The 14,848-nt window shown below is 45.1% G+C and carries 15 protein-coding genes; 8 read left to right on the top strand and 7 right to left on the bottom strand.

Going from position 1 to position 14,848, the window contains the following annotated elements:
* The first annotated feature begins 35 nt into the window (after positions 1-35).
* From ahcY to BST99_RS12465, 3 genes are read left to right on the top strand one after another with little or no spacing between them, the layout of a single operon-like run.
* On the top strand, positions 36-1,352 hold the full coding sequence (ahcY, locus tag BST99_RS12475; RefSeq protein ID WP_105002522.1) for an adenosylhomocysteinase: 1,317 nt from the start codon (positions 36-38) through the stop codon (positions 1,350-1,352).
* Complete coding sequence (locus BST99_RS12470; RefSeq protein WP_105002092.1) at positions 1,353-2,462, top strand: SDR family oxidoreductase; 1,110 nt, start codon at positions 1,353-1,355, stop codon at positions 2,460-2,462. It begins immediately after the preceding gene.
* Positions 2,463-2,519: 57 nt separating this feature from the next.
* On the top strand, positions 2,520-3,065 hold the full coding sequence (locus BST99_RS12465) for a DUF1569 domain-containing protein (RefSeq protein ID WP_105002091.1): 546 nt from the start codon (positions 2,520-2,522) through the stop codon (positions 3,063-3,065).
* A gap of 59 nt (positions 3,066-3,124) precedes the next feature.
* On the opposite strand, the gene rpmA is transcribed toward BST99_RS12465, so the two are convergent.
* Positions 3,125-3,382, bottom strand: a complete 258-nt coding sequence (gene rpmA, locus BST99_RS12460) for a 50S ribosomal protein L27 (RefSeq protein ID WP_105002090.1) — start codon at positions 3,380-3,382, stop codon at positions 3,125-3,127.
* 18 nt (positions 3,383-3,400) lie between these two features.
* A complete protein-coding gene (gene rplU / locus BST99_RS12455; RefSeq protein WP_105002089.1) occupies positions 3,401-3,940 on the bottom strand; it encodes a 50S ribosomal protein L21 in 540 nt (179 codons plus the stop codon).
* 273 nt (positions 3,941-4,213) lie between these two features.
* On the opposite strand from rplU, the gene BST99_RS12450 reads away from it, so the two are divergent.
* Together BST99_RS12450 and BST99_RS12445 are read left to right on the top strand one after the other, a co-directional pair.
* Positions 4,214-5,536 carry a M16 family metallopeptidase gene (locus BST99_RS12450; RefSeq protein WP_105002088.1) on the top strand — a complete coding sequence of 441 codons (1,323 nt, stop codon included), beginning with the start codon at positions 4,214-4,216 and terminating at the stop codon, positions 5,534-5,536.
* 1 nt (position 5,537) lies between these two features.
* A complete protein-coding gene (locus BST99_RS12445) occupies positions 5,538-7,610 on the top strand; it encodes a M16 family metallopeptidase (protein ID WP_105002087.1) in 2,073 nt (690 codons plus the stop codon).
* Between the two features lie 17 nt (positions 7,611-7,627).
* Here the strand turns inward: BST99_RS12445 and BST99_RS12440 are convergent, their stop codons facing one another.
* The gene (locus BST99_RS12440; RefSeq protein WP_105002086.1) at positions 7,628-8,563 is read right to left on the bottom strand and encodes a DMT family transporter; all 936 of its coding nucleotides are present in this window, start codon (positions 8,561-8,563) and stop codon (positions 7,628-7,630) included.
* Between the two features lie 89 nt (positions 8,564-8,652).
* Here BST99_RS12440 and BST99_RS12435 point away from each other — a divergent pair, with 89 nt between their 5' ends.
* Entirely contained in the window at positions 8,653-9,114 is a 462-nt protein-coding gene (locus tag BST99_RS12435) for a hypothetical protein (RefSeq protein WP_105002085.1), read from the top strand.
* Positions 9,115-9,116: 2 nt separating this feature from the next.
* On the opposite strand, the gene gldD is transcribed toward BST99_RS12435, so the two are convergent.
* From gldD to mutY, 4 genes are read right to left on the bottom strand one after another with little or no spacing between them, the layout of a single operon-like run.
* Positions 9,117-9,677, bottom strand: coding sequence for a gliding motility lipoprotein GldD (gldD, locus tag BST99_RS12430; protein ID WP_105002084.1), 561 nt, complete (start codon positions 9,675-9,677; stop codon positions 9,117-9,119).
* On the bottom strand, positions 9,667-10,995 hold the full coding sequence (gene gldE, locus BST99_RS12425; protein ID WP_105002083.1) for a gliding motility-associated protein GldE: 1,329 nt from the start codon (positions 10,993-10,995) through the stop codon (positions 9,667-9,669). The genes gldD and gldE overlap by 11 nt, the downstream gene beginning before the upstream one ends.
* 17 nt (positions 10,996-11,012) lie before the next feature.
* Positions 11,013-11,474, bottom strand: a complete 462-nt coding sequence (locus tag BST99_RS12420; protein WP_105002082.1) for a single-stranded DNA-binding protein — start codon at positions 11,472-11,474, stop codon at positions 11,013-11,015.
* A gap of 23 nt (positions 11,475-11,497) precedes the next feature.
* Positions 11,498-12,595 (bottom strand): A/G-specific adenine glycosylase, encoded by a 1,098-nt coding sequence (mutY, locus tag BST99_RS12415; protein WP_245916259.1) that lies wholly within the window; start codon positions 12,593-12,595, stop codon positions 11,498-11,500.
* 92 nt (positions 12,596-12,687) lie between these two features.
* Between mutY and BST99_RS12410 the strand changes: the two genes are divergently transcribed.
* Together BST99_RS12410 and BST99_RS12405 are read left to right on the top strand one after the other, a co-directional pair.
* Positions 12,688-12,978: an HU family DNA-binding protein gene (locus BST99_RS12410; protein ID WP_105002081.1), complete on the top strand. Its 291-nt coding sequence runs from the start codon at positions 12,688-12,690 to the stop codon at positions 12,976-12,978.
* A gap of 251 nt (positions 12,979-13,229) precedes the next feature.
* Positions 13,230-14,780: an Rne/Rng family ribonuclease gene (locus BST99_RS12405; protein WP_105002080.1), complete on the top strand. Its 1,551-nt coding sequence runs from the start codon at positions 13,230-13,232 to the stop codon at positions 14,778-14,780.
* The last annotated feature ends 68 nt before the right edge of the window (positions 14,781-14,848 follow it).

Raw genomic sequence — 14,848 nt, 5'->3', positions numbered from 1 at the left:
AAAGCGAAGCTACAAAAAGAAAACGCAAAGCACCTATGAGCACAAAAACAATCCCTTACGTACCTTTTAAAGTAAAAGATATCAGCCTGGCCGACTGGGGCCGAAAAGAGATTCGTCTCGCCGAGGCCGAAATGCCCGGATTGATGGCTTTAAGAGAAGAATACGGGAAGGAACAACCCTTAAAAGGAGCAAAAATTGCAGGATGCCTGCACATGACGATTCAAACTGCGGTTCTCATCGAAACCCTTGTTGCCCTGGGAGCAGAGGTCACCTGGAGTTCCTGTAATATCTTTTCGACACAAGACCATGCCGCTGCCGCTATTGCTGCAGCCGGGATTCCTGTTTACGCCTGGAAAGGCATGACCGAAGAAGAGTTCGATTGGTGTATCGAACAGACGCTTTTCTTCGGGGAAAGCAGAGATCCTCTAAATATGATTTTGGACGATGGAGGGGACTTGACCAATATGGTTTTGGACCGATACCCGGAATTGGCCGCTGCCATTAAAGGTCTTTCTGAAGAAACAACCACCGGGGTACACCGCCTTTACGAGCGAGTTAAAAACGGAACCCTTCCCATGCCCGCTATCAATGTCAATGACTCGGTGACTAAATCCAAGTTTGACAACAAATACGGTTGCCGTGAGAGCGCAGTAGACGCTATCCGTCGAGCCACCGATACCATGTTGGCTGGGAAACGAGTTGTCGTTGCCGGATACGGAGATGTAGGTAAAGGAACTGCCGCTTCCTTCCGAGGAGCTGGAGCCATTGTTACGGTAACGGAAATCGATCCAATTTGTGCCCTTCAAGCCGCTATGGACGGTTACGAGGTCAAGCGACTCGAGACGGTGATTGATCAAGCTGATGTCGTGATTACCGCTACCGGAAATAAAGACATTATCCGCGAGGAACACTTCCGAGCCCTTAAGGACAAAGCCATCGTTTGTAATATCGGTCACTTCGATAACGAAATCGATATGGCTTGGTTAAATGGTGCTTTCGGAGATTCCAAAGTGGAGATCAAACCACAAGTAGATCAGTACACCATCGGCGATAAGGATTTGATCGTATTGGCCGAAGGTCGTTTGGTGAATCTGGGTTGTGCCACAGGCCACCCGAGTTTCGTGATGAGTAATTCCTTCACCAACCAGACCCTGGCTCAGATTGAGTTGTGGAACTCAAACGAGAAGTACGAAAACAAGGTCTATATGTTGCCTAAACACCTGGACGAAAAGGTCGCTCAATTGCACTTGGCACGCCTCGGTGCAGAACTGACTGAACTGAAAGAAGATCAGGCTTCTTATATTGGTGTAACTGTTGAAGGTCCATTCAAACCTGACTATTACCGATACTAAATGAAAATCATCCTGACTGGAGCAACCGGAGCCCTGGGGTCTCAAGTGCTTTTTGAACTGCTGGAAAGCCGTTTAGATATGCTTGAAGAACTGGTGCTTGTGGTGCGTCCCAAGAAGGGTGTTTCTCCTGAAAAACGCATTGAAAAATTGCTCTCAAGCCCTTTTGCTCCGGCTCTAATCCGGAGCAAAAAGCCTTGGGAAGATCAGCGTCTTCGGGTTATTAGCCCCGAGCAATTGGAACGTACCTCCGAGGTCCTCCAAGGACTCCAGTCTTATATTTTTGTGCATCTAGCGGGCTTTGTGAATCTTTCGCAGCATCCCAAACACAAAGAAGAAATCTACCAAGAAAATCTGGGCTTTACCCAAAAGCTCTATGGCCTCTTGCGGCCCTTTCTTTCGAAATGGGTGTACATCAGTACAGCCTTCGCCATTGGACGTCGTACGGGTCTGATTGGCAACGACTACCTCTCGGCCGAAAACCTGGACTACCGTAATTTTTATGAGGCATCCAAGCACGCCTCCGAGCGATTTTTAGCCGAAAAATGTGCCCAAGACCAACTGGAACTGCAAATCTTAAGACCCAGTGTTTTGGGGGGCAATATTTACGGCAGCTCCCCCTATTTCATTTCGAAATACATGGTTTTCTACCTCTTCGCCAAGTTCTTTGCCCATATGGCACAGCACAACGAACGGGGTATTCGCATTGCCGCCGGAGAACAGAGCAACCTCAACATCATCCCCGCGGATTACGCCGCCAAGGTTATTTGTAAGGTGATGGATCAACCTATTGATCAGCTGAATATCGTTCACGCGCAAGGAACGCCTATTGAAGGGGGGATTAGCCAAATACTGAAGGCTGTCGGCTTTCAGGGATATCGTCTGACAAGAGAATTGATCAATGCCACTAGTGGCTTCGAATCTGCACTCGAAAAACTCTATTACGAGACCATCGGCGTCCACCTGACTCCCTACCTGACCGCTGCTCCTTCTGAATGGGATACCGCCTTATTAGAGAGTATTTTGCCCATGCCGCAATACAACACCCAGGAGTACCTACAATCTTCTGTTCGCTATGCATTAGCCCATAACTTTCGGAACCAGAGTTGGTAAAAAAGGCGTAATCCTTTCCTTTTCAGTATTTTCACTGCTGAATACAATACCATTAACATGAAAAAAGTACTGTTCTTTTTGGTCGCCCTAATCGCTGTTTTAGCGATTTTCGCCGTGATCAATAACCGCGAAACTTCCAATGACTTTCTCGATGAGGAGTTGGCCGAAATCGAAAGCCTTATCGAAAAACGTAAAGTGCGCAATACCGCAGTGTCGGAAGCAGATGTCGCCTGGCACCTGGACCATATGCTGCTGGTTGTTAACCGCCTTTATGACGCCTTGGAAAACTCCAATCCTGAAGACTTTGAATCTGAATTAAACGCCAGTCGCTTGGTTGTTTTTACAACGGGCATCATTCCAAGAGGACGCGCACAAGCTACGGATGAAGTTCGACCACCTGAAGTCATCGAAAAATCTGATATCGAAGCTCAATTGAGCAAAGCGAAAGAACGCATCGCCAAACTGAAGGATCTTGACGAAAAGGCCTACACCAAACATCCCGTATTTGGTATGATCGACCGTGGTCAGACTCAGAGACTAATGAAGGTACACACCCGGCATCACCTCAAAATTGTTCGGGATATCCTTAAATCGGGAAGCTAAACCAAAGGACACAAAAAAGCCCTGGCAAAACCAGGGCTTTTTTATTCTAAGACAGAGTCTTAAGCTTCAGGTACAATAGATACGAAGCTTTTTCCTCCTGCTTTCTTTTCAAACTTTACAATTCCGTCAACACGGGCGTGCAGTGTGTGGTCTTTGCTAGCATACACGTTTTCGCCAGGATTGTGTTGAGTTCCACGTTGACGAACGATAATGTTTCCTGCAATAGCATGCTGGCCACCAAAGATCTTAACCCCTAATCGTTTCGATTCGGATTCTCTTCCGTTTTTAGAGCTACCAACTCCTTTTTTGTGTGCCATTTCTCTTCCGTATTAAGATTAAGACAAAGCTGCGATTAAGTCAGCTTTCTTCATAGATGAATATCCTGAGATACCGGCCGCTTTGGCCATTTCTTTCAATTCAGCAACCGTTTTAGAGCTCAAATCTCCTACTGGAGCTGCTTTGGCTTCCTTCTTGGCTGGAGCAGCTTTGGCAGGTGCCTCCGCTTTAGGAGCTTCTGCTTTCTTAGGAGCCGCTTTAGGTTTGGCTGCTGATTTCTTAGCTCCACTGGCCACAATTCCTTCAACGACGATTTCTGTCAGGGATTGACGGTGCCCGTTTTTCTTGCGGTAGCCTTTTCTTCTCTTTTTCTTGAAGACAATTACTTTGTCTCCTTTCAGGTGCTTTACAATTTTGGCTTCTACAGCCGCACCTTCTATGACGGGGGCGCCAACAGTCACTTTTCCATCGTTGTCCAACAAAAGAACCTTGTCGAATACGACCTGATCTCCTTCTGCTGCGTCCAAGCGATGTACGTAGACTTTTTGGTCTTTCGCAACCTTAAATTGCTGCCCTGCCATTTCTACAATTGCATACATATTGCCTGAGGTTTTTTGTATTGCTGTTAAATTAGCGGCTGCAAATATACTTCTAATTCAGGAAATATCAAGGAGTTCGAGCCTAAAATTGAAAGGGAAATCAAAATCCTTCTTTCGAACCTCTCGTCGTGCTTTTCTGCCTCCCATCTCTATCCTTTAAATTCTTGTTAAAGCCTAGGGTATTCCTGCGGTAAAGCGAAATAATCTCGATAATTTGTAACACTTTTAGAAATGTGAACACTAATGTTCGGAAATTAACTTAATAAGATACAAATGAAACACACAATCACTCTTGCAGGTGCATTGTTACTTTTCATGCCCTTACTCCATGCCCAGCAAGTGAGTTATGAAGAGTATGACCTAGACAATGGCATGCATGTTATTCTGCATCAAGACAATTCTGCCCCGGTGGTGACTACTTCAGTTATGTACCACGTCGGTGCAAAAGATGAAGAGAGTGACAAGACAGGATTTGCTCACTTCTTTGAACACTTGCTGTTTGAAGGAACCGAAAACATCGAACGCGGTGAGTGGTTCAAGTTGGTTACTTCTAATGGAGGAAGTAACAACGCGAACACCACTCAGGACCGCACCTATTACTACGAAAACTTCCCTTCCAACAATTTGGAATTGGGACTTTGGATGGAATCAGAGCGTCTTCTCCACCCGATCATCAACCAAATTGGGGTAGACACCCAGAAAGAAGTTGTTCAGGAAGAGAAGAGATTGCGTTACGACAACTCTCCTTACGGACAGTGGAGTATCGTCGTTGCCGAAAACCTCTTCAAAAATCACCCTTACCGTTGGCAAACGATTGGTTCTCTTGAGCACTTGGCCAGCGCAACCCTGGATGACTTCAAACGTTTTAACGAAATCTATTACGTACCCAACAACGCGGTATTGGTTGTTGCCGGTGATATTGATATCGCCAAAACCAAGAAAATGATTCAGGACTACTTCGGCCCTATTCCACGCGGGAAAGACGTTCCTCGTAAAACCTACAAGGAAGAGCCGATCACTGAAACCATAAAGACCAAGTTCTACGATCCAAACATTCAGATTCCTCTTTTGATGATGGCTTACCGTACGCCTGCTCAAACCGAAAGAGATGCCTATGTTTTGGACATGATTTCTTCTTACCTCAGCAGTGGACAGAGCTCCAAGATGTACAAGAAAATCGTAGATGAAAAGAAAATGGCTCTTCAGGTATTTGCCTTCAACAACTCTCGTGAGGATTACGGTTCTTACATCGTTGGTGCACTTCCTGTAGGTGATAATACCCTTCCAGATCTGCAAAAAGAAATAGACGAAGAAATTATCAAGATCCAAAAGGATTTGATTTCTGAAAGAGATTACCAAAAACTTCAGAACCAGTTCGAGAATAACTTTGTGAATTCCAACAGCAGTGTTTCTGGAATCGCCAACTCTTTGGCTCGCTACTACATGCTCTATGATGATACCAACCTGATCAACACCCAGATCGATATCTACAGAAGCATCACCCGTGAAGAAATTCGCGATGTAGCCCGCAAATACTTGAACCCAAATCAACGTCTGGAATTGGAATACTTGCCAGAACAAAAAGAATCTAAGTAAGATGAAGAAGAATTTATTTACACTACTCGCACTTTTTGCTTTTGTACTGGTAAACGCCCAGATCGATCGAAGCAAACAACCTGAGCCAGGTCCTGCTCCTAAAATCAATTTGGGAACTCCAGAGACCTTTGACCTGAACAACGGCCTGACCGTCATGGTGGTCGAAAACCATAAACTCCCAAGAGTTTCTATTCAATTGAGCATGGACAACCCACCTATCGCTGAAGGCGACAAGGCCGGTATGTCATCCATGGTGAGCAGCTTACTCGGAAAAGGATCTACCAATATTTCTAAGGACGACTTCAACGACGAAGTGGACTTTATGGGAGCCAACATCAGTTTTGGATCTCAAAGTGGTTTTGCCAGTTGTTTGTCTAAGTACTTCCCTCGTGTTATGGAAATGTTTGCGGATGCCGCATTGAATCCAAACTTCACTCAGGAAGAATTTGACAAGGAAAAAGAAATCCTTTTGACAGGTCTAAAAACGCAAGAGAAAGACGTTTCTGCCATCGCCGGACGTGTTCAGAGTGCTTTGGCCTATGGAACTTCTCATCCGTATGGTGAATTCACTACCGAAGAAACTGTAAACAACGTTACTTTGGCCGATACCAAGAAGTTCTACAGAGACTATTTTGTTCCAGCCAATGCGTACATGATCGTTATTGGTGATGTCGAATTTAAAGAGGTGAAGAAACTCGTTAAAAAGTACTTCAACGATTGGACCAAAGCGACTCCTTTGTCCTTGAGCTTTAGCGAGCCTAAAGACGCTCAGTACACGCAAATCAACTTTGTGGATATGCCGAATGCAGTTCAATCAGAGGTCACCGTTCAAAACTTAGTCGATCTTAAAATGAAGAACGACGACTACCTAGACGCTCTGTTGGCTAACCGAATTCTAGGGGGTGGAGCTGAAGGACGTCTCTTCCTCAACTTGCGTGAAGACAAGGGGTACACTTACGGTTCTTACTCCAGTATCGGAAATGACAAAAACAGTAAAGTTCGCTTCCGCGCCTTTGCATCGGTTCGTAATGCGGTAACCGATAGTTCTGTTGTTCAGATTTTGGAAGAAATCGATAAAATCACCACAACTCCTGTAAGTGCTGAAGAATTGGCGAATGCTAAGGCGGGTTACGCAGGGAGCTTTGTTCGTTCCCTAGAGAGCCCACAAACCCTGGCCAACTTTGCCTACAACATCGCGACTGAAGGCCTTCCTTCGGACTATTACGAGACCTACCTTGAGCGCCTAGATGCTGTTAGCATTGACGATGTTCAAAAGGCTGCTCAGAAGTACTTGAGCTCTGACAACGCACGTGTTGTGGTTGTTGGAAAAGGTGCCGATGTGATTGACAACCTCGAAAAAATCGAGTTCAAAGGAAAGAATGTACCTGTTCTTTTCTACGACAAGACGGCTCAGAAAACAGAAAAGCCTGTTTTTGAAATTCCAATCCCTGAGGGTGTAAATGCTACTACGGTATTAGAGGCCTACGTTGCTGCCGCAGGAGGAAAAGATAAATTGGAAGCAGTTGAGTCTTACTTGATGACTGCCGAAGCAGAAATGCAGGGTATGGTTTTGGAGCTCGAAATGAAAAAGGCGCCAAAAGGACGATTCATGCAAGACATCAAGATGATGGGGAACTCGGTCCAAAAGCAGGTTATTGACGGAGACAAGGGGTATGCCGTTGCTCAAGGTCAAAAACGAGAGTTGACGCCTGAGGAAATCGAAAAGGCCAAAGAAGAGTCCTCTACTTTCCCAGAACTCAACTGGCTGACTCTTGGTAATGTAAGTCTGGAAGCCATCGAAAAGATTGATGGTAAGGCAGCTTACAAAATCAAAGTAACCGACAACAAAAACGTCTTCTACGACGTAGAGAGCGGACTAAAAGTGTTGGAAGTAAACATCATCGAAGCTCAAGGTCAGCAGTTCGAGCAAAAAACAATGCTCGGAGACTACAAAGAGGTTTCTGGAATCCAGTTCCCTTTTATGTTGGTACAGACTGTAGGACCGCAAACTTTCGAGTTTAAAGTAAAAGAAATCAAAGTGAATGAAGGCGTCTCTGAGGCTGACTTCAAATAAGCATTTCTTTAACCAGATCAAGAGGCGTTCCTAAGGGAGCGCCTTTTTTTGGTCTTTGTCGAAAAAAAGAAAAGGCGTTCCTTTTTCTGAGTAACCAGGTAAACACCGAGAAGGATGAAGAGAGCTGCTAACAATTGCTGTAATACAAAAGATTCACCGTCGGCCACCCCCCACATCAATCCGACGATCGGAATCAAATAGGTCACGGAGACCGAAAAGACCGGGTCGGCCATCTGAATCAAGCGATTGAACATAATCTTGGCAATACAAGTGCTCATCACACAGAGCAAGGTGAGGTAACCCAAAGAACTCCAGAAGTAAGGGCCTTCGATAACCGCGGTGTCAAAGAAACCCGACAGAGGCAGAATGATAAGTGCCGGCAAAGTAATGACGGCAAAATTGCCCGTCGCAATCGCTAAAGGGGAAGCACCTTGTAATTTGGCCTTAATGATATTGGCATTGCAGGCGTATCCTAAAGCCGCTAATAGAATCAAAAGGGCGTAGCTGTAGTTCTGATCGGCGTGAATCTGTGCTCCGACAAGAATTAATCCGACGGCCCCAATAAAACCAAAGAGCACCCCGATGAGTTGCAAGGGCCGAATGGCCGTACCGAACAAGAACCGTCCGATAAATAGGGTAAATAATGGGACCATGGAATTGAGAACTGCCGTTACACCACTGTCGATTTCGGTTTGGGCGTAGGCAAAAAGAAAGACCGGAAAAAAGCTCCCCAAAAAGCCAGAGACGGCAATCCATTTCCACTGATAAGGCGTGAGTTTTGTGAGGCTTCTAAAACCGATGACCCCTAAAAATAAGGCAGCCAATAAGACTCGAACAGCACCCAATTGAATTGGAGTAAAACCCTGGAGTCCCTTTTTAATGAGGATATACGAGGTTCCCCAAATGATGGAGAGAACAAGGAGGTATACCCATTTTTTCTGATCTGTTTTCAAGCCCTCGAGAATAAGCCACAAAAGTCCTGATTAATATCCGGGCCGCTCTCTTTCTTTGTTATTTTTGCGAAAAGTTTAACGCCAATTTCATGCACAGCTCTCCTAAATTCCTCACTTTCTGCTTTTTAGTCCTTACACTCGCCTTTGTTTTCTGCAAGGATGACAACAAACAAAAAGAAGGCAGTCAACAAGAACAAGTCGATGATAGTTCTGCCCAAATGAAAGAGGTTATGGCCATCCACGACGAAGTCATGCCCAAAATGAGTGAACTCAACGCCATGATTGTGAAATTAGAGGCGGAGGTTGACAGTACAACAGTGCGTGGTCAGGAAGCAGCAGCTATTGTCCTTGAACTTCAAGATGCTTACAAGAGTATGATGACCTGGATGAAGGATTTTAGCCAGGGTTTCACGACAGAAGAGATCATGGATGGTTCTGAACTCAATGAAGAGAAAAAGCAACTGCTAAACCAAGAAGAAGAAAAGGTCAGAATCGTTCGCGATAAGATCAATGGAAGCCTGGAGAAGGCGAAAAGCTTTTTAGACTCTTAGAACTACTTCTTCCACTTTAAGGACTCCATCAAATGACGGATGTCTTTTTGCAGGTATACCGCAGCCGGCATGATGGAATCGTAGTTCGGCTTGGCATAGAAATACAAAGACCCAGCAAGAAAATGATCCGTACTATCGGTCACGTAAAACTGGGATTGTGAAGCAGCATTTCCACTGACCTCATAAAACATTCCGTAGACCTTGTCTTTGTCGTTGATAAACGGCTGCTCACTGATTTGATCTGCTTTAACGACGTGCTCATAAGAGAGTTTTTGAGCGTCGATCAACAGCGTTTCCAGGTTGTCTTCTACCTTCTTATAGGTCAGGTAAATGGACCCTTTTAGTTGTGGGTACTCCACGACAATGGAACAGTCTTCTCCTTGTTTGATGATACTCATCAAATTGACATCCATGGTGTAATCGCAAGCGGTGTTCTCGCTACTCACGTATTTTGCTTCAGGAAAATCAAGGCGAAGTTGAGCCTTGGGTTTGGGAACAAGGGAATCCTCACATTCAAAAAAGAGGATAAAAATCAAGACAAACAGTAACCAGTTAAGTTTCATGGGGCAGGGTAACTTTAATTTGCTTTAGGCGCTTTTTGTCAATACTCTCAACAACAAACTGGTACTGGTTAAAACTTACTTTTTCTCCTCTTCTCGGGAATCCTTTGGCCACCTCCAGCACAAAACCGGCAATGGTTTCGGACTCTCCTTTGTGCTCTTCAAAGAGTTCTTCTTCTTTGAGCTTGACGACCCGGTAGAAATCCCGTAAGGTGGTTTTTCCGTCGAATACATAATTGAACTCATCTAATTTGGAGTAGATCAAATCCTCGTCGTCAAACTCGTCACTGATATCTCCTACGATCTCTTCAATTACGTCTTCCAGGGTCACTATTCCGGAGGTTCCGCCATACTCATCGACCACAATGGCCAGGTGATTTTTTTGGTCCTGAAACTCCAGGAGAAGATCGTCCAGTTTTTTGTTTTCTGGAACAAAGTAAGGCGGACGTACTAAAGATACCCAATCAAGGGTTTCACTTTCGATATAGGGTAATAAATCCTTGACATACAACACCCCAATGATACGATCAAGTTGCTCTTCATAGACCGGAACCCTCGAATAGCCCGCTTTAACGATCATTTGCATCACTTCAGCGAAGCTCTTTTCTATCGGAAGAGCAAAGACATCGGTTCGGGGACGCATGACTTGTTTGGTATCGGTGTTTCCGAAGTTGACAATCCCTTCCAGAATCTTTTTCTCTTCTGTCGTAGTATCCCCCTCGGAGGTCAATTCAAGCGCCTGGGATAAATGGTCTACGCTGATGTTGGACTTTTTACGCCCCAAGCGGTTCTCCAGGGATTGACTGAACGACTTCATCGGTTGACTGAGCGGGGTAAACAGCTTTTCTAAGAAAGAGATGGGCAAGGCCATAAAGAGACTGAAGGCCACCCGGTTTCGGCTCGCATAAATCTTGGGAAGGATCTCCCCGAAAAGTAAAATGAGTATCGTTGCTAAGGCAATATCCAAGACCGTTCTCTTGGCTACCAAATCAAAAAATCGCCCTTCTATCTGATCAAATAAGACATCCCCGATGGCGGTGAATAATAGAACTATGGCAATATTGATGGCATTGTTGGCAATGAGAATAGTTGCCAATAGCTTTTTGGGCTTTTCCAATAAGCGCAAAACCAGTTGAGGCCTTTTGTCTTTACTTTCCTGTAAAGACTGAATGTCAGCTGTGTGAAGTCCGAAAAGGGCGACCTCAGCGCCTGAGACCAGGGCCGAACATACCAGGAGTACCAAGAAAACGACAATGTTGACCCAAAAAAGCCCGGTCTCTGCAATGTTCGATACGGCCAAATGAAAGGGTTCTGCTTCCAACTACTACTGCTTTAAAATCAAAAAGGGAGATCATCATCTTCCGCAGGGAGTTGTGGCGCCGGATTAGAAGGCGCAGCTGCGGGTGCTGAAGAACTCTGTGCTTGTGCAGCAGGTGCTGAAGGACCTGCATTAAACTGACCCTCTTTCGGAGTCAAAAAGGTAAAATCGGTCACCTGGATTTCGGTACTGTAACGGGTTTGCCCGTCTTCACCCTGCCATTGACGTGTTTTGATGCGGCCTTCTACATAGATTTTGTCTCCTTTTTTTAGGTATTTTTCACAGATCTCAGCGGCCTTGTTGCGCACAACAATATTGTGCCATTCCGTATTGTTAACCTTCTCTCCTGTCTGGCGGTTGGTATAGGTTTCATTCGTTGCAATAGGGAAACGTCCAACACAGTTACCTCCTTCGAAATAGTGCATTTTAACCTCGTCTCCCAAGTGGCCAATTAACATGACCTTATTCAGTGTTCCACTCATAATTCTCGCTTCTGGTAAAAGTACTAAAATTTCATCCGCTGTAGGAACTCAGCTAAGGGAACTGGCCAAGCAAAGCCCTCGATTTTTGAAAGCGCCTCTTGCCTTTGTTCAACCCCCATTTCATAGACCTCCTCCGTAGACCAAAAAAAGAGTTGCAAGACCCTGTGCGATAGTTGATGCTTAATGGGTTGTTCGTGTAGTTGACGGAGTTCTGTTGCCGGCTCCATATTCAACTCTTTTCGCAGGCTTTCCTGAATGCGCTCTGAACTTTCTTCCCGATCAAGCTTCAAGCCCGGGAATTCATATAATCGTGGCCAGTACCCTTTGACAGGCCGCTGTTGGACGCGAAACTCCCCCTTAGGGTCCAGTGCTAGGGCAAAATGCAAATACTCCTTTTTAACCTTGGTTTTTCCAGCCTTTACTGGCAGTTCCACTATACGCCCCTGCCGATGAGCCTGACAACCTTCCTGCAAGGGACAAGTCGAACACCTTGGATTTTTAGGGCGACACTGCATCGCGCCAAACTCCATGATGCCTTGGTTGTAATCTCCCCTTCTTGTTTTAGGCAGCAAAGAGTTCGCCAAGGCCTGAAATTCCCTTTGACCAGGAGGACGATCAATCGGGCTGTCGATTCCATAGTAGCGAGAAAGAACCCGGTAGACATTCCCATCAACTACCGCTCGCGCCTCTCCAAAACAAATAGAGGCAATGGCACTGGCAGTATAAGAGCCCACTCCTTTTAAAGACAACAGATCCTTGTAGCTATCCGGAAACACCCCCCCGCATTCCCGACTGATGTACCGAGCGGTTGCATGAAGATTTCGAGCCCGGTTGTAATAGCCCAAACCCTGCCACAGCTTCATCACTTTTTCTTCCGGAGCGGCTGCCAGGTCGTGAACTGTAGGAAAGGCTTCCACAAAACGCAAGTAATAGGGAGTCCCCTGCTCAATTCGGGTTTGCTGCATGAGAATTTCTGAAAGCCAAATGTGGTAGGGAATAGGGTCCTGACGCCAGGGTAAGTCCCTCTTATTCTGGTCATACCAGTGCAAAATACAAGCAGCAAACTTCATGAATTTGGGTGTAGGGGTTTTCTTTAACTCAGCCAAATGAAAAACCTCCATCTTTAATTCCTTAAAATCAGGGGGATTAGGCTAAAGCTGACTTTAAATTTATATATTTGCCTGCCAAAAAAAACAGAAAATAAATAATTACAATGACGAAAGCGGATATCGTATCTAGAATCTCAGAGAAACTAGGGATAGAGAAGGGTGATGTGCAAGCCACGGTAGAATCCTTCATGGAGGAGGTTAAAACTTCTCTTGAAAACGGAGACAACGTTTACTTAAGAGGTTTTGGAAGTTTTATCATTAAAACAAGAGCCGAGAAAACTGGCCGCAACATTTCTAAGAACACTACAATCAAGATTCCCGCACATAATATTCCCGCTTTCAAGCCAGCAAAAGTTTTTGTTGAGGGTGTGAAGAGCAATGTTCAGGTGAAGTAATCGTTAAATATAAAGTATAAGTAGTATGCCTAGTGGTAAAAAAAGAAAAAGACATAAGGTAGCGACGCACAAAAGAAAAAAACGCAGACGCGCTAACCGACACAAGAAAAAGTAGTTTCATAACTACTTTTTGCTTTTAGACGTTCTTTGACATTCTGGTCCGATACACATCAAAACGCGATTTGATGTGTCATTTGTTTAACTGAATTGTAACCGGAATTACCCGGAATGCATGATAAAAATCGATATAAGTGAGTTATGAATTAATTGTTAGATCTAGTTCAGACGCTGTCGATTTTGCCCTGCTAAAAGATGGGAAACTCATAGAACTTCACAAGGAGGAAGACAACAACAGCTTTTCTGTTGGTGACATCTTCCTAGCGAAAATACGTAAGCCAGTAACTGGCTTAAATGCCGCCTTTGTGGATGTAGGATACGAAAAAGACGCCTTCCTGCACTACCACGATTTGGGTCCACAACTCGCATCGCTTCTCAAGTTTATCAAACTTGTTCGAGGCGGAAAGCTCAAGGATTTTTCGCTAAAAAATTTCCCGTCCGAGAAAGATATTAACAAAAACGGAAGTATCAACGAGGTCATCAAGTCGAGTCAATCACTCTTGGTTCAGATTGTGAAAGAACCGATTTCTACCAAAGGTCCCCGCATCAGCTCCGAGCTGTCCATTGCGGGCCGTTACCTGGTTATGGTTCCTTTTTCTGACCGTGTCTCCGTTTCCCAGAAGATTGGAAGTAAAGAAGAGAAAGACCGATTAAAACGACTTGTCACCAGTATAAAGCCGAAGGGCTTTGGTGTGATCATCCGTACCGTAGCAGAAGGCAAAAAAGTTGCAGAACTCGACAAAGACCTGCAAAATCTATACGAGAAATGGGAGCATATGTGCAGTCAGCTACAGAAAGCTCGTCATCCTTCTAAAGTGTTGGTTGAACTAAACCGCGCCAGTAGTATTCTGCGCGACGTCTTCAACGATAACTTTACTGGAATCCACGTAGACGATGAAGTCCTGGGCGACAATATCCGCGATTACCTGCTGGAGATTGCCCCTGAAAAGGCCGAAATTGTCAAGAATTACAAAGGAGCCGCCCCTATTTATGAAAAATTCGGTATAGAAAGGCAGATCAAAACGTCATTTGGACGCACCGCTTCCATGAGTCGCGGGGCCTATCTGGTTATCGAACACACAGAAGCTTTGCACGTCATCGACGTGAACTCGGGCAACCGATCCAACAAAGCAAAAAATCAGGAAGATACAGCCCTTGAAGTAAATTTATTGGCCGCAACAGAGGTTGCTCGCCAACTCCGCCTCAGGGATATGGGGGGAATCATTGTGATCGACTTCATCGATATGACCAAAGGTGAACACAGGCGTCGCCTGTACGATCACCTCCGAGAGGTCATGAAAGAGGATCGTGCCAAGCACAAGATTTTACCTCCAAGTAAATTCGGCTTGATTCAGATCACCCGTCAACGGGTACGTCCTGAAATGAATATCAAAACCAGTGAAGAAAACCCAAACGCTCCCGGGCAAGAAATCGAAGCCCCTATTGTTTTGATTGATCGCATTAACCACGAATTGGAACGGATTCTGAAAGGAAAGAACAAAGGGAAAAAAATCACCCTCAACATTCATCCTTTCATTGCCGCCTACCTAACCCAAGGATTTCCGTCCATTCGACAGAAGTGGTTTATGGATCACAAAAAATGGGTCAAAATTCAACCCCGTGATGCCTATACGTATTTGGAGTATCGTTTTAAAGATGGAGAAGGAAAAACCCTTCGGGCTTAAACGAATGCTTCAAAATGACAGTGTAAAAGCGGCCCATCTGGGCCGCTTTTTTTTACCCCAAAGCGAAC

The sequence above is a fragment of the Aureicoccus marinus genome, from assembly GCF_002954325.1.
Classification (GTDB): domain Bacteria; phylum Bacteroidota; class Bacteroidia; order Flavobacteriales; family Flavobacteriaceae; genus Aureicoccus; species Aureicoccus marinus.
Note: the sequence above shows the minus strand (reverse complement) of the source record. Positions and strands in the feature narration are given on the sequence as shown.